Annotated in this window: 17 protein-coding genes and 2 pseudogenes; 12 read left to right on the forward strand and 7 right to left on the reverse strand. The window is 68.4% G+C overall.

Translation table 11 applies throughout. The annotated features are described in order from the left end of the window. Positions 1-63 precede the first annotated feature (63 nt). Together ACWGJY_RS18510 and ACWGJY_RS18515 are read left to right on the forward strand one after the other, a co-directional pair. Positions 64-771, forward strand: coding sequence for a nitroreductase (locus ACWGJY_RS18510; RefSeq protein WP_453261871.1), 708 nt, complete (start codon positions 64-66; stop codon positions 769-771). A gap of 34 nt (positions 772-805) precedes the next feature. After that, positions 806-1852: pseudogene (locus tag ACWGJY_RS18515) on the forward strand (IS630 family transposase); the annotation flags it as partial. Positions 1853-1967: 115 nt separating this feature from the next. On the opposite strand, the gene ACWGJY_RS18520 reads toward ACWGJY_RS18515, so the two are convergent. Continuing rightward, positions 1968-2543, reverse strand: coding sequence for a TIGR03086 family metal-binding protein (locus ACWGJY_RS18520; RefSeq protein WP_453261872.1), 576 nt, complete (start codon positions 2541-2543; stop codon positions 1968-1970). Between the two features lie 781 nt (positions 2544-3324). On the opposite strand from ACWGJY_RS18520, the gene ACWGJY_RS18525 reads away from it, so the two are divergent. The 6 genes from ACWGJY_RS18525 (at position 3325) to ACWGJY_RS18550 (ending at position 8743) form a co-directional block, all read left to right on the forward strand. Then, on the forward strand, positions 3325-4149 hold the full coding sequence (locus ACWGJY_RS18525) for an alpha/beta hydrolase family esterase (protein ID WP_453261873.1): 825 nt from the start codon (positions 3325-3327) through the stop codon (positions 4147-4149). Positions 4150-4370: 221 nt separating this feature from the next. Beyond that, positions 4371-5387 (forward strand): 2-hydroxyacid dehydrogenase, encoded by a 1017-nt coding sequence (locus ACWGJY_RS18530; RefSeq protein WP_453261874.1) that lies wholly within the window; start codon positions 4371-4373, stop codon positions 5385-5387. Between the two features lie 52 nt (positions 5388-5439). After that, positions 5440-6342 carry a hypothetical protein gene (locus tag ACWGJY_RS18535; protein WP_453261875.1) on the forward strand — a complete coding sequence of 301 codons (903 nt, stop codon included), beginning with the start codon at positions 5440-5442 and terminating at the stop codon, positions 6340-6342. 3 nt (positions 6343-6345) lie between these two features. Further along, complete coding sequence (locus ACWGJY_RS18540) at positions 6346-7197, forward strand: prephenate dehydratase (protein ID WP_453261876.1); 852 nt, start codon at positions 6346-6348, stop codon at positions 7195-7197. Positions 7198-7514: 317 nt separating this feature from the next. Continuing rightward, the gene (locus tag ACWGJY_RS18545) at positions 7515-8096 is read left to right on the forward strand and encodes a sigma-70 family RNA polymerase sigma factor (RefSeq protein ID WP_453261877.1); all 582 of its coding nucleotides are present in this window, start codon (positions 7515-7517) and stop codon (positions 8094-8096) included. Beyond that, positions 8081-8743, forward strand: a complete 663-nt coding sequence (locus ACWGJY_RS18550; protein WP_453261878.1) for a hypothetical protein — start codon at positions 8081-8083, stop codon at positions 8741-8743. The genes ACWGJY_RS18545 and ACWGJY_RS18550 overlap by 16 nt, the downstream gene beginning before the upstream one ends. 60 nt (positions 8744-8803) lie before the next feature. Here ACWGJY_RS18550 and ACWGJY_RS18555 read toward each other — a convergent pair whose 3' ends face one another. Continuing rightward, the gene (locus tag ACWGJY_RS18555) at positions 8804-9058 is read right to left on the reverse strand and encodes a putative sulfate exporter family transporter (protein ID WP_453261879.1); all 255 of its coding nucleotides are present in this window, start codon (positions 9056-9058) and stop codon (positions 8804-8806) included. An 8-nt stretch (positions 9059-9066) separates the two neighbouring features. Beyond that, positions 9067-9369 (reverse strand): putative sulfate exporter family transporter, encoded by a 303-nt coding sequence (locus ACWGJY_RS18560; protein ID WP_453261880.1) that lies wholly within the window; start codon positions 9367-9369, stop codon positions 9067-9069. 630 nt (positions 9370-9999) lie between these two features. On the opposite strand from ACWGJY_RS18560, the gene ACWGJY_RS18565 reads away from it, so the two are divergent. Both ACWGJY_RS18565 and ACWGJY_RS18570 read left to right on the forward strand, forming a co-directional pair. After that, complete coding sequence (locus ACWGJY_RS18565) at positions 10000-11133, forward strand: catalase family peroxidase (protein WP_453261881.1); 1134 nt, start codon at positions 10000-10002, stop codon at positions 11131-11133. Continuing rightward, positions 11123-11737 (forward strand): cytochrome b, encoded by a 615-nt coding sequence (locus ACWGJY_RS18570; RefSeq protein WP_453261882.1) that lies wholly within the window; start codon positions 11123-11125, stop codon positions 11735-11737. The genes ACWGJY_RS18565 and ACWGJY_RS18570 overlap by 11 nt, the downstream gene beginning before the upstream one ends. Positions 11738-11941: 204 nt before the next feature. Here the strand turns inward: ACWGJY_RS18570 and ACWGJY_RS18575 are convergent, their stop codons facing one another. The 3 genes and pseudogenes from ACWGJY_RS18575 to ACWGJY_RS18585 all read right to left on the reverse strand — a co-directional run bounded on the left by ACWGJY_RS18575 (position 11942) and on the right by ACWGJY_RS18585 (position 14475). Then, entirely contained in the window at positions 11942-12010 is a 69-nt protein-coding gene (locus ACWGJY_RS18575; RefSeq protein WP_453261920.1) for a hypothetical protein, read from the reverse strand. Between the two features lie 8 nt (positions 12011-12018). After that, a pseudogene (locus ACWGJY_RS18580) lies at positions 12019-13234 on the reverse strand (AMP-binding protein). A gap of 38 nt (positions 13235-13272) precedes the next feature. After that, positions 13273-14475 carry an amino acid deaminase/aldolase gene (locus ACWGJY_RS18585; RefSeq protein WP_453261921.1) on the reverse strand — a complete coding sequence of 401 codons (1203 nt, stop codon included), beginning with the start codon at positions 14473-14475 and terminating at the stop codon, positions 13273-13275. A 412-nt stretch (positions 14476-14887) separates the two neighbouring features. Between ACWGJY_RS18585 and ACWGJY_RS18590 the strand changes: the two genes are divergently transcribed. Beyond that, positions 14888-15556, forward strand: coding sequence for a TMEM175 family protein (locus ACWGJY_RS18590; protein ID WP_453261883.1), 669 nt, complete (start codon positions 14888-14890; stop codon positions 15554-15556). 273 nt (positions 15557-15829) lie between these two features. Here the strand turns inward: ACWGJY_RS18590 and ACWGJY_RS18595 are convergent, their stop codons facing one another. Continuing rightward, positions 15830-16333, reverse strand: a complete 504-nt coding sequence (locus ACWGJY_RS18595; protein WP_453261884.1) for a hypothetical protein — start codon at positions 16331-16333, stop codon at positions 15830-15832. Between the two features lie 201 nt (positions 16334-16534). On the opposite strand from ACWGJY_RS18595, the gene ACWGJY_RS18600 reads away from it, so the two are divergent. Beyond that, a complete protein-coding gene (locus tag ACWGJY_RS18600; RefSeq protein ID WP_453261885.1) occupies positions 16535-17359 on the forward strand; it encodes an SDR family oxidoreductase in 825 nt (274 codons plus the stop codon). The last annotated feature ends 17 nt before the right edge of the window (positions 17360-17376 follow it).

A 17376-nucleotide genomic window follows, 5' to 3' on the forward strand; every position in this document is an offset into this window, starting at 1 on the left:
TTCGCTAGGGTTGCCCCCAAGTAAACGACTCCGTTTACATGTGCAGTCCCTGAGGAGTGTTCCATGAACAGGCCAGTCCCCACCGGTCCCGCCGATCCCACCGAGCTGAGTGGCTGCGCGGAGAAGCTGATACGCGAGCGTCACGCGACACGGGCGTTCCGCCCGGCGGCCGTGCCTGCAGACACGATGCGCGCGATCTTCTCCCTGGCCGGCGCCGCGCCGTCCAACTCCAATGCGCAGCCCTGGCAGGTGGAGGTGGTGAGCGGCGCCACGCGGGAGCGTCTGGCGCATGCTTTGCAGGCGGCCCACGCCGAGAAGCGCACCTCGGCGGACCTCCCGTATTCCGAGGACATGTACGCGCAGGTGCACCAGGTTCGCCGGGCCGCATTCGGAGCCGGGCTGTACGGAGCGCTGGGCATCGACCCTGACGACCGTGCGGCACGTGCGGCCTACGACGCGGAGAGCTTGCGTTTCTACGGCGCGCCACACGCGGCGTTCCTGTTCGTCAACGGTGACGGCGGGCCACGGCTGGCCGCTGACGTCGGCGGCTACATGCAGACCCTTTTGCTGGCGATGACTGCGTACGGCGTGAGCAGTTGCCCGCAGGGACTGCTCAGCTTCTACGCCGACACGGTCCGAGGCGAACTCGGCGTCACCGGAGGAAAGCTGCTCGTGGGCATCTCCTTCGGCTATGCCGATGAGACCGCGCCAGTGAACCGGGTGACGACTGGGCGCGCCGCCCTCGAGGCGACCACAGCCTTCCACGACTAGTGTCCTGCGCCGGTAGTCCATAGTTAGATCTCGTATGAGTTCTTCTGCCGGGGTTCCGGTGCCGCGCCGTGGTCCGAAGTTGGAACCGCTGCTGCTCGGCGATGACGAGCGTGTTGTTTTGGAACGCTGGACGAGGCGGGCGAACTCCGCCCAGGCGCTGGCGTTACGGGCGCGGATCGTGCTGGCGTGCGCCGGCCCCGATGTCCCGCCCATCGTCGAGGTGGCCCGCCACCTGCGGATTTCCGCGGATACGGTCCGCAAGTGGCGGCGGCGGTTCCTCGCTGAGCGGCTGGACGGCCTGACCGATGAGCCCCGGCCGGGCCGGCCGCCCACCATCGGTGTCGACCAGGTCGAGGCGGTCGTGATCGCCACACTGGAGGAGATCCCGAAGAACGCCACGCACTGGTCGAGGAAGTCGATGGCCGAGCACAGTGGCCTGTCCAAGTCCACCGTCGGCCGAATTTGGCGGAGGTTCCAGCTCAAGCCGCACCTGACGGACACCTTCAAGCTGTCGACGGACCCCTTCTTCGTGGAGAAGGTCTGTGACGTCGTCGGGTTGTACTTCGACCCGCCCGAGGGCGCGGTAGTCCTGTCGGTGGACGAGAAGTCGCAGATTCAGGCCCTGGACCGGTCCCAGCCGGTACTGCCGATAATGCCGGGCATGCCCGAGCGGCGTACTCACGACTACGTCCGCAACGGGCTGACCACCTTGTTCGCCGCCTTCGACGTTGCCACCGGAGAAGTCATCGGCGCCCTGCACCGCCGGCACCGGGCGGCGGAGTTCAAGAAGTTTCTGATCCGGATCGACAAGGAGGTGCCCGCGAACCTGCAGATCCACCTGATCTGCGACAACTACGGCACCCACAAGACGCCCGCGATCAGGACGTGGCTGGGCAAACACCCCCGCTTCCACGTCCACTTCACCCCGACCGGCTCCTCCTGGATGAACCAAGTCGAGCGATGGTTGGGTCTGTTGACCGACAAGCTCATCCGACGCGGCGTCCACACCTCCGTGAAGGCCCTGGAAGACGACATCGCCGCATGGATCGACACGTGGAACGAGAATCCACGGCCATTCGCCTGAACCAAGACCGCCGACGAGATCCTCAACTCCCTCGCCAGCTACCTCACGAAGGTCGGAACCGGTAGCCAGAAATCAGAGGATGACTAACCCTCAGGATTTCCGGCGCATCACACTAGCGCGTGCCCACCTCGCGCCCCGTCCATGCGGCCAGTCGGGTGTAGGGGTCCGCGTCCGGCGGTGCCTGGCGGACGGGCCCGAAGGGCACGTGCGGGCCCCGTCCGTCAGCCGGCAGCGCGCGCTGCGCGATGTCCATCGCGAACTCGCCGATCGCCGGGTCGAGTTGTGCTGGCGTATCGAGGACCTGTGCCACATCCCACGTGTGGGTCGCCACCTCCATCACGTACCCGTTGAGTGCTGCGCGGCCCGGCATGGTGCCCCACGACATCTCCACCATGCGCTCCAGCACGGCATCGTCGGCCCACGCGGCGGCTGCCCGGGTTCGTGCCCGAGCCACCGCGCCCGGCCAGTCATCGTCCGCGACGAAGTCTACCTGCGGGTACAAATCCAACGCCCGCCCGCCCTCAGCCACATAGGCGATGCGGTGCACCGCGCCCACGACATGACCGAGTAGCGCGCGCAGATCGAACTCGGCACAAGGCGTGGGGCGCTCCAGCAGCAGCGGGGGGACAGTGGCAGTCAGTTCCTCGAACTGATCCAGCGAACGCAGGAAGAGCAAACGGGGGTCCATAGCGACTCCTTGACAGTGTCGATGCGTCCAAGCTTTATACAACACACAGTATCCCGCCCAAACCTGATATCCAGCGTCAGGATTTACGCCCGCCTTTTGGGAAAGCCGACCTGACTCATCCCACTTTGACAGAGAGGGAAGCGCGGCCACTGTTCGTCCGCACGGCCGAGGGCACCCACGACGCGCTGGGGCTGGGCGCGGCCATAGCCCCAGCGCAGACCTGCGCCTGGCGCAGGTCTGCGCCTGGCGCAGGTCTGCGCACGTCGGTTCATGAATCCTTGACCGATCCTTTACTCATGTTGCTCATACACAGGTCTTCGTTCATTGCCTGTCGTATTCCCACATTCATGGCCGCCGGCAAGGAGCCGCACTGCGTCGGCCCGTGTCATTTCGACGGCGAGGGTGCCGGAAAGTTCGGGATGACACAGGTGCGTCTTCCTCAGCCTGTAGGAATGCAACTAGCTGCAATTGAAACGGATGCCATACGGTGTCCGTTGTCCAAGAGGCCAAAAGCCTCTCATTTATCGCCCAGGAGGGCACGATGTTTGCTCGCACTCGGGGAAACCGGCGCTTCGGAGGTCGCCGGAGACAACGCCCGGTGGCGGTGTGGATGCCGATGATGGCCGCGGGGGCGATGTTCCTCAGTGCATGCGGCGGGCAGGGCACCGCCGCCCACGGCACATCACAGATATCGGCTTCGAGTGACAGGGGTTGCTCGACTCACGACTCCTCGTCACACTCGACCACACTGTCGCCGACGATTGCTGGACACCGCAGAACCGTGATCGTCCACGTGCCCAAGCACTATGACGGCTCGAGCAAGGTGCCACTTGTGCTCAACATGCACGGCAGTGCGAGCAACGCTGCCCAGCAGGAGCTGATATCGGGCATGGACGCCACCAGCGACGCCAAGGGGTTCATCGTGGCCTACCCCCAGGCGCTCATCTCTGAATCAGCGGCACCCCAGGGTGCGCAGTACGCCGGTTCAGGGTTCGACTGGAACGTTCCCGGCGTCACACTCCTCGGCGGCAGGCCGGTACCGAAGAATTCCGCCGACGACGTCGCGTTCCTGACCCAGCTGGTGGGCTACTTGGAGCAGAGTTACTGCATCTCCCACACGCAGGTCTTCGCGACTGGTTTGTCGGGAGGCGCGCGGATAACCGACGAGCTCGCCTGCGACTCGTCGACCACGTTCGCTGCCGTAGCTCCGGTCAGCGGGCTACGGCGGCCGACGCCGTGTCCCACGGCCCGGCCGGTGCCGGTCATCTCCTTCCATGGAGCAAAGGATCCGATTGATCCTTACCAAGGCAACGGGATGTCGCACTGGACCTACTCCGTACCACAGGCGGCGGCCTACTGGGCTCAGCAGAACCGCTGCGATCAGCACGCGACATCGTCCAGTGGCAACGGATTTACCCTCACCCGTTACCCGGGATGCGCCAAGGAATCCGACGTTGAGCTGTACACCCTCACTGAGGAAGGCCATGAATGGCCGGGCGGGCCGCAGTTGCCGGCGACCGTGGTAAGCCATCTCGGTGCCCAGTCGAATGCCGTCGATGCCAACGACACCATGTGGTCATTCTTCGAGGCACATCCGATGCGATGACCGGGCTCGATTTCAGACGCGATACCCCTCTGATGCCGACAACGGCTTCGTGAAGCTACTGAGCGGTCGGCTTCACACATCAGGGTCGGCGACGATCTCCTCAGCGGCCGCCGCCGACCCTGACGTCGTCGGTTGCGTTTCCCCGACCGGCCGCTCAGGCGTCCTCACGGAACCGGGCCCTGTCTCGTGACCGGTACACAACCAGAAAGAGCTGTTGCACCATGACCGACGGCAGGGCCGTCTGGCTTCCCTATCGCCCGGAACTCATCGCCGGCCTTCCGGACGGACTCACCTACTACCACTGGGACGGTTCCGGCTCCCTGCCCGGTGACCCCGCGGACATACGGTTCCTGGTGGGACTCCCGGCCCCCGGCGCGGAGAAACCGCTGAGCCGCGTGCTGCCCCTCGCCCGGAATCTCGAGGTGCTCCAACTGCTCAGTTCGGGATACGAGAACATCCTGCCGCTGGTGGACCGCATGCCGCCGGGCCTGCTGGTGTCCACCGGGCGGGGTGTGCACCGCGAAGCCACCGCGGAGTTGGCGGTCACCTTGCTGCTCACACTCTCCCGCGGCATCGACGACTTCGTACGCCGGCAGCCCGAGGGCACCTGGACGCGCGGCATCTGGCACACGTTGCTCGGCAAGCGTGTCCTGATCGTCGGCCACGGAGCCGTCGGCACGGCCGTCGCCGCCCGGCTGAGCCCGTTTGGCAGCGAGGTCGTCCCCGTCGCCCGCACCGCGCGCATCGACGCCGGACGCCAGGTGCATGGCGCACAGGAGCTGCCCGCGCTGCTGCCGACGGCGGACGCGGTCATCCTGTGCGCGCCGCTGACCGACGAGACACACCGCATGCTGGGCCCCGCCGGGCTGGCGCTGTTGAAGGACGGCGCGCTCCTGGTGAACGTGGGCCGAGGTGAACTAGTGGACACCGACGCCCTGACCCGCGAGGTGAGCGTCGGCCGGCTGCGGGCCGCCCTCGACGTCACGGACCCCGAACCGCTGCCTTGCGATCATCCGTTGTGGAAGCACCCCGGCGCGCTGATCACTCCGCACGTCGGAGCCTTCACGGACGCCTTCGCCCGGATGACCGAGGAATTCCTCGTCCGGCAGTTGCACCGCTTCGCACAAGGTGAGCCGGTGCAGAACATCATGCTCACCGCGCACGGGCACCAGCGCAGCCGGAGCGTCGAGGACGCGACGGGCGACCAGGGGTACAACAGCGATGACCAAGCCGCATAGGGGGACGACGGCAGTCGCACACGAGGACTGCCGGCGGACAGCACTCATCCCCGTGCCCGGCACTGACCCGGCCCAGGTGTTCGAGGCGTACGAGGACGAGGGCCACTTCGATCCCGGGGCGGCGTGGGCGTCCTTCACCGCCGACTGGAACTGGGCCGCCCCGCTGCCCCACGCCGTCGCGCACTCCAGTCCCGAGGGCGCTCCGGTCGCCCGGCCGGTACCGGGCGGTTACGCGCTCTCCGGGCGGTGGTGCCTGCCGAGGGAGACCGGGGCCGGGCAGTGGCTGGCTCTGCCGCTCGCCGGTCTGCGGGAAGCGGGCTGCCAAAACGCCCTGGCGATCCCTCCGGACCGGCCGGACGTCTTCGTGATCGCGTCGAAGAGGCTGCCGCGAACGACGGGAGGCGGCCTGCACGCCGTCCACTTCCCGGCCGATTCGGACATCTCCTTCCGGCTGGAGGACCTCCACGTTCCCACCGGCTTCGCCACCCACGCGTCGGGCACCCCGCTGTCGGCGCGGGAGACCTCTTTCCTGTGGACGGCGGTCGCCGGCATGGCGCTGGGCGCCGCGCGCCGGCTGACGGAAGAGCTGGCCATGCTGGGCCCGAGCCCGGCAGTTGACTCCCTCAGCTCCGCCGCCACTGCGGCTGCCGAGCTGACGGCACTGTTGCGCCACGAGCGGCTGGGGTTCACCGCGGAGCTGTACAACCGACCCGGGCTGGGACAGTTCATCTCCCTTGCCGCCCGTGAGCCCCTGGTGGACCGCGTGCGGCGTGCGGCTGCGGTGGCGCACCACGTGGTGACCGCGGCCTACGAGCGGGCGATCCCCTTCTTCACCAAGGACGGAGACCATCCTTTGGAGTCTCTCGTTGTGGACAGCGCCGCGGTCCTTCAGCATCTGAGGGCTACGGTGGATCTTCTGCCGATCGAAGATGTCGACTCCCCGCTTGGAGGGTGACACGTGACGACCGTCGCGTATCAGGGCGAACCCGGTTCGAACTCGGCGGCCGCCACCCAGCGTCTGTTTCCCGGAAGCACGGAGCTGCCGTGCACCGGCTTCGAGCAGGCGTTGGACGCGGTGACACTCGGCGCCGCGGACCTGGCGGTGATCCCGGTGGACAACTCCGCTGCCGGACGCGTCGCCGACGTGCACCATCTGCTGCCGCAGTCAGGCCTGTTCGTGATCGGGGAGTACTTCCTCGCCATCCACTTCGACCTCATGGCCGTCCGCGGCGCGACATTCGGCGGCGTGGAGTGCGTACGCAGCCATGTGCACGCGCTCGGGCAGTGCCGGAAGGTGTTGCGTGAGGGCGGCTGGCGCACCCTCGTCAGCGACGACACGGCGGGGGCCGCCCGTGAGGTGGCGGAGCTGGGCGACCTGCGGCACGCGGCGCTCGCTCCGCCCGCCGCGGCCCGGCACTACGGACTGGATGTGCTGCGGGCGGGTGTCGAGGACGACCCGGAGAACACCACACGGTTCGTCGTACTCTCCCGCGAGGCCGTCTTCGCACCCCTCACCGACGAGCCGACGATGACGAGCCTGTTCTTCGCGGTACGCAACATCCCCAGCGCCCTGTACAAGGCGCTCGGTGGCTTCGCCAGCAGCGCCGTCAACCTCACCAAGATCGAGAGCTACCAGATGGGCGCCGGCCTCAACCCGAGCTGCTTCTACGTCGAGATCGAAGGCCACCCCGACCAGCCCCACGTCGCGCTCGCCCTGGAAGAACTGCGCTTTTTCTCCACCGAGGTTCGACTCCTCGGCGTGTACCCGGCACACCCACACCGCCAACGCGAACGCGAACGCATCCAGTGACCACCACGACCCCCACACGACGACGGCCGCCCCACAAAAGAGCGGCCGTCGCCGCATCTCAGCACCAGAGCACGCAATGCCTCGGGGTTGGCCGGGCGGCCGGGGCATCGGAGCGGATAAGTCCACGTCTTCGCAACCAGCCTCGCGTGCCGGCGCAGCACCACGGTACGCGGGTGACCAGAAACTTCAGCGGTGATCGGTGACGGTGACACAGTCCGGGCGTTCAACGCTGTGCCCGATCGAGCCGTATCCCCTATGACTCACTTCACAGGCTAGGAGAAACATGAGGGCGTGGCGCGACTGCGGGACGGCAGAGCGTGGGCGTGGTTAAGGCTTGGCGGGCGCGTCGGCGGCCAGTGGGCCCGGATGATGACCACCCTCAGAGCCTGCGGGACGAGGGAGAGGTCCAGGCGGCCTACGACCAGTTCGGCGGGGAGTTGTTCGGCTTTGTGTTCAACGCTCTGGGCGACCGGCAGCTCTCCGAGGATGTGGTCCAGGAGGTATTCGTTCGTGCGTGGCGCTCCTTCGATGCTGCGAAAGGCAGCCTTCGCACATGGCTGTTTGCCATCGCCCGTAACGCCATCGTCGACGCGCTGCGCCAGCGTGCGGGCCGGACCGTGGTTGGTTTGGAGAGCCGGGACGCGGAGCTGTCCGGCAAGAGGAACTCTGACCCTGATCCGCTGGATCATCTGTTGCAGAGGATTCAGCTGGATGAGGCTCTTCGCCGGCTGAGCCCGGAGCATCGTCAGGCCGTGGTCCGGGTCTACTTCGGCGGCGAGACATGCGTGGAGTTGGGCCGGCAGCTTGGTGTCCCGGCCTCAACCATGCGCAGTCGGCTGTACTACGGCGTGCGTTCCCTGCGACTGGTGCTGGAGGAAAACGGATGGCTGGCGCCATGAGTACGGCCTGCCGGGATGTCCGGCTGATGCTGGCAGAGTGCCTGATGCTGGGACTTCCGTTGCCTGCGGCCGTCACTGGGCATCTGGACGACTGCCAGGAGTGCTGCCGGGACGCATCTGACATCAAGGACGTCTATCGAACGTTGCGACGAACCTGGCCTCATCACCTCAGCCCCACGGAGGTGCCGCTCCCGCCTGGTCTCGGCGCCAAGGTCCACGTGGGTATCACGGAGGCACGTCAGGTTCGCACCCGCCGTCGTCGTCGCCTTGCGGTGGGAGCAGCGGCTGTCGCGGCTGTGGTGGCGGCCGTCACCACTCCTGTCTGGTTCGGACAGCGGCCGCCGGCACCACGCAGTGCTGTCGCCGTGGCCCGCGAAGGACAGATGGTTCCCCACGCATGGGGCACCGAAGTTCCCGTCGTGCTGACCGGCTTGCACCCTGGCCAGACCTACCGTGTGATGACTGCCGACGCATCTGGGAATTGCACGCCGGGCGGCAGCATGCGCGTCTCCGAGGACGAGACCGTGCACATGCGGATCATGGCGGCCATGCCACGTGAGGCCATTGCGGCAGTGCTCGTGGAAGACCAGAGCGGCAAAGTGATGGCGCGGCTGCCCATTGTCCGGACCCGCCAGGCCTCTTCGTAATGTCAACGGCGGCCTGCGCGGGCCCTGCGAGGCCCGCGCAGGCCCAGATGCGTCCTCCTCCTACAGGGAGCCGGTGACCAGTTGGAGCGCGAGGCTGGTGACGGAGACGACCACCCACAGGCAGCCGCCGAGTATCAGCGGGCGCGGCCCGGTGCGGCGCAGACCGACCAGGTCGGTGCAGAGGCCGATCGCGGACAGCGCGACGGTGATGAGGAAGACAGACAGCTCGCTGAGCCCCTGGTGGGCTGCGGCCGGGATGAGTCCGGCAGTGTTGGCTGCGGCGATGAGCAGGAAGCCGACGAGGAACCACGGCACCAACTTGCCTACCCGCTCTTGTGGCCGGGCGTGCTGGTCGGCGGCGACGTCAGTGTTGGTCGCAGCGGCAGTGGTGTGACCGGTAGCGAGCCGGTCCCGACCTGGAGAATCTGGGACAGTGACAGTTGGGAGCCGAGCACGACGACTGCCGACTGCAGGAGGAATTTGCTCGCGGTCTTGATGTCCGGGCACAGCAGTGCGGCCGGCTTGATCACGGTGGCGAGCAGCACGCCCAGGACGATGCCGGTCACCGGGCCACCGACGATGGGGAACAGCCGGCCCACCACCGTGGCCACTACGGCGATGGCCACGCGAGAGCCAGTCCGGGCAGGCGGGAAGTGAAAGCCGCAGGTTGGTAGGGGTGGTGGGCACGGCCGGGTCCGGGAGGAGCTGCTCGGTCTGGGTTTCTTTACGCATGACCTCGACTCTGGCCCGCTGCCTGCCATCCCAGTACCCCCCTCCAGATCATGGGGAGGTCATAAATGAAACCTTGGACTGGCCGAAGATCCGGCAAGGTGTGAAACCTGGTTAATCCGCCCCGCCGTTGTCCGGGCATCGGAAACGCCAGGGCAGCCAGCAGCACCCTGTGGCCTGGTTCTCATGTCGGCTTGCGCGGTCCAGTCCGCGGTGGGATGGGCGGTCGTGTCCAGGATGCGGATACGGCGAGCCACGGCGAGAACGTTCGCACCCCGTACGGCGCCTGGTGTGGGGTGAGGTGATCCCCGCATGTCCGGCTGACGACTGGACACTTGGGAGGGCGGCCGAGGTCCTCGACCAGCCTGAGCGCGTGGCTGTCCTGGCCGCGCCGGTGCGCGCGGCGAAGCGGTGAGACTGATCGAGACGCCGCGGGCGAGGGTGAGATGTGGATCACTGTTCTCCGCTTCAACGCCGCGACGGTCGGTGAGCGTATGTCTCCCGTCAATTGTTGCGAGGAGGAGAACGTGAAGGATCACGAGCAGACGGGCCCGCCCGAACCGACGCGGGCGGAACCGCTGTCGCGCCGCGAGCGGCCGACCCGGCGCGCGGTTCTGGGGGCGGTCGCGATCGGCGGGATCACCGCGGTCGGCGCGGGTGCATGCGCCTGGGCCGGGGGCTGGCTGCCGTCCGACCGCCTGACGCCTGCGAAGTTCGCCGACCGGTTCGAGCAGGTATACGGGGCACACGACGGCTTCCGCCGCAACCACGCCAAAGGCGTGAGTGCGTCAGGGACCTTCGTCAGCAACGGCGCGGGCGTCGAACTGTCGAGCGCCGCCGTATTCGCCCCGGGCTCCACGCCGGTGACCGCGCGCTTCTCCCTGTCCGGCGGCCTGCCCACGGTCGCGGACGCGAACGCCACCACCCGCGGCTTTGCTGTGCTCTTCCACCTGAACAACGGCGAGCAGTGGCGCACCGCGATGGTCAACCTGCCCGTCTTCCTCGACAGTGTGCCTCAGGGCTTCTACGACCGGCTGCTCGCCACCGCGCCCGTGCCGACGACAGGGCAGGCCGATCCGGCGAAGCTCGCCGCGTTCCTTGCCGCATACCCAGAGACCGCGCGCGCGATGGCGTTGATCAAGAAGACGTCGCCGGCCAGCGACTTCTCCAACAGCACCTTCCGCGGCCTCAACGCCTTCCACCTGACCAACCAGGCGGGCAAGTCGATACCCGTCCGCTGGAGCGTCGTACCTGAGGACGCCTTCCGACCCGGCTCGAAGGCCGGTCAAGCCGATCACGACTACCTGTTCCACGCGCTGATCGAGCGTGTGCAGTCCGGCCCCGTGCGCTGGCGCCTGATGATCACGCTCGGCGCGCCCGGCGACCCCACCCACGACGCCACCCTGCCCTGGCCCGCCACCCGGCCACAGGTCGACGTCGGCACATTGACCATCGACGCCCTGCACACCGAGGAGGCGGGAAACGCACGGGACGTCAACTTCGACCCGCTCATCCTTCCGCAGGGCATCAGCCCGTCCGACGATCCGCTGCTCAACGCGAGATCGGCCGTCTACACCCAGTCCTACCAGCGCAGGACCCGCGAGCCACACCAGCCCAGCGAGGTCAACGTTGAGGAAGTCGAGGCCGGACATGAACACTGAGCCGACGGACCCCGGGACGAGGTACACGGTCACCGCCCGCGTCCTGCACTGGACCATGGCGATACTGGTACTCACCACGCTGTTCATCGGCGTGTTCATGGTCACCTCCATCTACGACTTCCACCTGCTGGTCACCATCCACGAACCACTCGGCTTCGCGATCCTCGCGCTGGGCCTGGTACGGATCGGCTGGCGACTGACCCATACCCCGCCGCCGTTGCCGACCGGCATGCCCAGGCTCGAACGGCTGGCCGCGACATATTCCGAGCGGCTCATCTACCTCTTGTTGCTGCTCCAGCCCTTGTTCGGCTGGGCGCTGGTTTCCGCCTCCGGACAGCCAGTGGTCCTGTTCGGGTTCTGGTACCTGCCGGCCATCGCGCCGATGAACACCACGCTCTTCGCCGTTCTGCTGCGCGCCCACGAGGTCACCGCGTACGTCCTCTACGCTCTCGTCCTCGCACACCTGGCCGGAGTGGTGTGGAACACACTCGTGATCAGGAACCGCGTACTGCAACGCATGACCTTCCGGCGTCGGCCCAAGTCGACGGCGTCACCCGCACCTACCCGCGAACCTCAGGCCGACCGTACTGAAGGCCCGCCGTAGACCCAAGGCCGCGACGCTGTGTTGATCCGAACTGTGGGCAGCGGTATGACGTTCGGGTCGTCGAAAGGCGCGAGGTGGTTTCGGCCTTGGTAGGGCCGGTGACTGTCGAAGTGACGGGTGCGGTGGTGAACGCCGGCCCGCCCTGCCGGGCCGACGGCTTGAGAGGGGGGTGGCGGGCGCTTCCCGTCACCCCCGCGGTACTCGTCAGGCCCCGTTGCGCCGCCGCACCGAGAACACCGCACCCGCGCCCACCACGACGGCGGCCCCTGCCACCCCGGCGATCAGCGGGAGTTGCGAGGACGCACCGGTGTCGGCCGGCTCGTTGCCGGACGACGCGGACGCACCGGAACCGGTCGAGCCCGAAGTGCCCCCGTCGCGGCGCCGGCTTCCACTGCCACCTGCTGCGAGGCGATGGTGACGTGCCCGAAGTCGCCCTGGATCTCGTCCTTGTAGGCGCCGACCGCGACGGCGTAGGCCGGGCCGGCCGGCGCGCCCGCGTCGACGCTGACGCGCAGCGGGATTTTGACGGTGACGATCTGCTGGATGTACAGCTCGCCGAGTTCTCCCAGGGGTACCGGCTCGCCGCCCTCGTCCCGCACCTCCACTTCGACTCCGGGCGCCCGGCGCCCGCAGCTGGCCAGGGACTCGGGCCGGTGCAGGTCGTGTTCCTGGGGGTGAGTTCGGCGACGATCCCGCTCTCGGATGCTGAGTACATCTGGTGCAGTACCGGACCGAAGCGCTCGATCGCCTGCTTGAGACGTGCAGGGGCGGCGGCCGCACCGGCGTAGTGGAGATTCGTCAACGTACGAGTCGGAAGTCCGCACGTAGCTGTTGTAGTAGCTGCTCCGATGAACGACCAACTTGGGCAAGCCGGTAGTACCACCCGTGTAGAGAAGTGTCGCGATGTGGTGGCTGTCGGCGGCATCGTGGAGCGAGAGGCCGGCACTGCCGGACGCTGCTTCCAGGAAGTCGGCCGCTATCGATGACGCGCCGATGCTGAAGGTATGCGGAATATCCGTTTGATCGACAATTTTGCTGGTCCGATCCTCGAAGACCGGGTCGAACAGGAGCATCTTGACGTCGGCGTGCCGGATCAACGCTTCGAGCTCGCTGTTGCCGGGCTCGGGCGGCACGAAGACCAGTTGACACCCTGCGAACAGCCAGTTGCAGTAGGAGCGCCTCGGGAGAGTTCTCCACGAACAGCGCCACTCCGTCCCCGTCCGCCGGCCCGATACTCCGCAGAGCTGCGGCGAAGCGCAGCACCGTACTGACAGCCTCGGTGCCGCTGACTCGCCGTGCCCCCGCGACGATCGCGTCACGACCGCCTTTCTCCGAGAGCCGTTGCAGGACCGAGACGGTGTAGTTCTCACTGCCAGTGATCTTGTTCATGATTCTTCTTCGTGCTTGCGCGTGCCTTCCGGGGGCACGCCCCCCCGGAAGGCTGACCACTAAATGACAGCCGCCGAGGCCCTGGCCACCACCCGCGAGGCGGCGCATGCCTGCATCGCGCACTCGGCGCGCTCCGGCGGGGCGGCTCACAGGAAGGTGCGGCCCTCGCCCCGGTAGGTGGGGACGGAGGCGGTGATCCGGTCGCCTTCGACGAGGCGGAGTGCGTCGAAGCGCTCGCACAGCTCGCCGGCCTTGGCGTGGCGGAACCAGACGCGGTCGCCGATGCGGAGGTCGTCGGCGGGGGAGCCGAGGAGCGGTGTCTGTACCTCGCCCGCCCCCTCCTGGGGGTCGTAGCGCAGCCCTTCGGGCAGGTGGGGCGTGGGCAGGCGGTCACGGCCGGCCACGCCGGAGGCCGGGTAGCCGCCGCCGAGCACCGTCGCCACGCCGGGACCGGGCCGGTGCACCACCGGCTGGGCGAAGAGTGCTGCCGGACGGCCCCGGTAGGACGTGTAGGTGTCGAACAGGTGGGGCTGGTAGAGGCCGGAGCCCGCGGCGATCTCGGTCACCGCCTCCTCGGCGGCGGTGTGCTGCACGCTGCCCGTGCCGCCGCCGTTGACGAACTCCAGGTCCGGGGCGACGGCGCGGACCGCGCGCACGGCCGCTGCGCGCCGCCGGGCGAGTTCCTTGCGGGCGATGCCCTGCATGGCGCGGACGGCGCCCGAGTGCAGCGGGCGTCCGGGCACCGCGTCCCCGACGCCCGCGATGTGCGCCTCGTAGGCCATGATCCCGACGAGCCGGAAGCCGGGGCGACGGACCACGGACTGGGCGATGTCGGCGAGGTGGGCCGGCTCGTGCAGCGGGGAGCGCCGGGTGCCGAACCGCAGCCGGCCACCCAACAGCCGCAGGGACGTGTCCAGTTCGAGGCAGACCCTGATTTCCTCGGTGCCACCGTCGCGGGAGGCGTCGATCAGATCCAGGTGGGCGGGGTCATCGATCATCACCGTCACCGCGGCGGCGAGTCCGGGGGCACCGGCCAGGTCGGCGTACGCGGCACGGTCCGCGGAAGGGTAGGCCACCAGCACGTCCCGGGCGCCCGCGCGGACCAGCCACAGTGCCTCGGGCAGCGTGAAAGCCATGATCCCGGCGAAGCCCGCACGCGCCAGCACGCGCTCCAGCAGGGCCCGGCAGCGCACCGACTTGCTCACCACACGCACGGGCTTTCCACCGGCCCGCCGCACGAGGTCCGCCGCATTCGCGTCGAACGCCTCCAGGTCGACGATCGCGAGGGGCGGGTCGAGATGCGCGGTGGCCCGGTCGTAGCGGGCCCGGTCCCCAGCGCGCGACGTCATGCACCCGTGACCGCCGGCGCTCCCATCGGTCGTGGTGTTCAGGGGGAGCGTCCTGCCCTTGCTACTCATGGTGTGTTCTCCTCCGTACGGGCCGTGGCGGGCCCCGGTCTTCGCCCGGCGACGGGCCGCATCACGGCACGGACCGATGCGAACTGCGGTGCCAAGTGATCTCGGCGCACAAAACCCTAGGCAGGTGGCGGCACGCGTCCCATGGCGCACATCGACACACCGGCACATGATCTCTGTGGGACCCGCACCGCCCCGCGGGCCGGTCTACGGCAAACCCGCGCGGCGCGGTGCGGGCGGCGGCGCCTCCACCGGGCCAACCTGTGCTTGAGCGACATGTACGCACCGGGATCCGTGCACTAGCGTCCGTGTCGATCGAGTATGCACGGGCACGGAAGAGGAGCAGATGGACGAGAAAGAGGCCTCTGGGGCGACATCGGCCGCGACCGAGGAAGATACGGGCAACTCGGCGGAGCGGCTGCTGTTGTTCACGGATGCGGTCGCGGCCATCGCCATCACGCTGCTCGTCCTGCCCCTGGTGGACATCGTCCCCGAGGCCGTGAAGGAGCATGCGACGGCACCGGAGGTGATCACTGACCACCTGGGCCAGATCGGCAGCTTCGGCCTGAGCTTCGTGGTCATCGCGCGGCTCTGGCTCACCCACCACCGGGTGTTCGCGGCGGTCGTCGCGCACCGGCAGTCGCTCGTGGTGTGGAACTTGGCGTGGCTGTTCGCGGTCGTGGTCCTGCCCTTCCCCACCGAGATGGCGGGGGTCTTCGGGAGCAGCCGCTTCGTCGCCGTGCTCTACTACCTGAACGTGCTGGCCGCCCTCGTCTGCCAGACGGCGATGACCGCCCTCCTGCGCGCGCACCCGGACATGGTCCGCGGTTCGTCCGCCGACATGCGGGAGCACCTCTTCACCGGCATCGTCAACACCGCGGCCCTCGTGGCGGCCCTCGCCATCGCACTCGGCGTCCCGGCGCTTCAGTACTACAGCCTGCTCCTGCTCGCCGTCGTTCCCGTGGTGTCCCGCCTCAGGAGATCCCTGCAGTCGCATCGGGCTGCCTCCGTGTAACACGCGCTGCAGGGCGGCCCGTTCAGGTGCAGGACACTAGCTGGGAGGGGAGGGCAGCGGATTGGGAGGGGAGGGCAGCGGAGGAGTCGGCCGGAACGGCCGGGCGCGCCGGGCAGCGCCGGGTGTGGAGGGTGACGGGTCGGAGTGACCCGTCACCGGTCTTGCCCGGTGACCCGCCCGGTGGGGCCCGTTGTCGGGCGAGCCCCACCGGGCGAGTTCATAGCCCGGGTTCCGTGCCCGGGTTCCGTGCCCGGACCGTGCCGGGCGGTGGGGTCAGGCGGCCAGCAGGTGGTGCAGGGCCATCGGCGTCACATAGCCGGGCCAGCGGCCGTCGGCGAAGAGATGCACACCGGCGTCCTGATAGCACTGGTCGACGAGCTGAGAGCAGATCATGTGCCGTGTGCTGGCGACATAGCGGCGCAGCCCCGGAACGGGCAGGTGGAACCGGTGTGTGGCGATCGCCAGGTAGTCGAGGAAGCTGTAGGGCACCCCGACATAGCGGGTGGCGGCCGCGCAGATGCCGGTGCGCTGCTGCTCGGTGAGCTCTGCGGGGCAGACGTAGACCACGTCTGCGTCGGTGTAGGCGGTGAGGGGCATGATGCGGGCGCCACCGGGCTCGGCTTCCAGCAGCCGGTCGTCGGGCAGGACCAGGAAGGCGTGTTCGTAGTCGGCGAAGCCGTCTCCGTTGATCCACTGTCCGAAGCGGATCAGCTGGCCGGTGACGCCGGATATGTGGGTGAGTCCGATGTCGCCGGGCAGGGGGTGGGTGTGCTTCATGAGCAGCTCCCGGGAGCAAAGGGGGGTTCCCGTGGGTAATACCCGCTGTCCGGGTGTGCGCACCGCGTCCGCGGGGCCGAGTGTCAGCAGATGGCAGAGCGGGAGGGACGGCGGACGCCCGGCCGGGTACGGGTCTCCGCACCGGGATGCGGCTGCCTGCCGCAGGCGCCGAAGGGACCGAGGGTGAGGAGCGGGACGACGATGGGCAGTTCAGAGGCCGGGGACGCCGTGACGGTGCGTCATGATGCTGCGGTGGTAGGCGTCGGCGCCGGGCTGCGGGTGTTGTCGGGCAGTGTGGCGCTGGTGACCGGAGCGTCCAGCGGGATCGGTGCGGCCACCGCTCTGGCGCTGGCCCGGGAGGGCTGCTCCCTTGCCCTGGTCGCCCGCCGGACCGAGCGGCTGGAGCGGCTCACGGCGGAGATCGGCGCATACCAGGGCTCGTGCTTCGCCCTGACCGCCGATCTCGCTGACGCGACGCAGGCACGCCGGGCGGTGGAGGAGGCCGTGGATCGCTTCGGGCGGCTGGACGTCCTGGTGAACAACGCGGGTTACGGCGTGCGCGGCTCGGTGGAGGACAGCGATCCCGAGGACTGGGACCGGATGATCGACCTCAATTTCAAGGCCGTCCTGCGGATGTCGCACGCCGCGCTCCCGCATCTGCTGAGCGCCGCGCACGAGGGACCGCGGGGCGTGGCCGATCTGGTGAACGTCAGCTCGGCCGCGGGCCGGGTGCCCCGCAGGGACAACAGCGTCTACTCGGCCACCAAGCACGCGGTGTGCTCCTTCAGCGAGGCGCTGCGCCAGGAGGTGACCGGACGACGGGTCCGGGTCGGGCTCATCGAACCGGGCATGACCGCCACGGAGATGACGCAAGGCGGCAGCCAGGCCGCCTCGGCCCACGGGCTGCCGCCGGAGACCTGGCTGCGGTCCGAGGACATCGCCCGCACCATCGCGTTCATGGTCACTCAGCCGGCACATATGGCGATCAACGAGATCACCGTACGGCCGACCGCCCAGGAACGCTGACCGTCCCGTCCCGTCCC

The organism is Streptomyces sp. NPDC054765 (assembly GCF_053612065.1).

Excerpts from the sequence above, each read along its gene's own strand:
- ACWGJY_RS18600 (WP_453261885.1), top strand. The coding sequence starts at position 16,535 with ATGGGCAGTTCAGAGGCCGGGGACGCCGTGACGGTGCGTCATGATGCT.
- ACWGJY_RS18585 (WP_453261921.1), bottom strand. The coding sequence starts at position 14,475 with ATGACGTCGCGCGCTGGGGACCGGGCCCGCTACGACCGGGCCACCGCG.
- ACWGJY_RS18520 (WP_453261872.1), bottom strand. The coding sequence starts at position 2,543 with ATGGACCCCCGTTTGCTCTTCCTGCGTTCGCTGGATCAGTTCGAGGAA.
- ACWGJY_RS18590 (WP_453261883.1), top strand. The coding sequence starts at position 14,888 with ATGGACGAGAAAGAGGCCTCTGGGGCGACATCGGCCGCGACCGAGGAA.
- ACWGJY_RS18510 (WP_453261871.1), top strand. The coding sequence starts at position 64 with ATGAACAGGCCAGTCCCCACCGGTCCCGCCGATCCCACCGAGCTGAGT.
- ACWGJY_RS18530 (WP_453261874.1), top strand. The coding sequence starts at position 4,371 with ATGACCGACGGCAGGGCCGTCTGGCTTCCCTATCGCCCGGAACTCATC.
- ACWGJY_RS18570 (WP_453261882.1), top strand. The coding sequence starts at position 11,123 with ATGAACACTGAGCCGACGGACCCCGGGACGAGGTACACGGTCACCGCC.
- ACWGJY_RS18550 (WP_453261878.1), top strand. The coding sequence starts at position 8,081 with ATGGCTGGCGCCATGAGTACGGCCTGCCGGGATGTCCGGCTGATGCTG.
- ACWGJY_RS18595 (WP_453261884.1), bottom strand. The coding sequence starts at position 16,333 with ATGAAGCACACCCACCCCCTGCCCGGCGACATCGGACTCACCCACATA.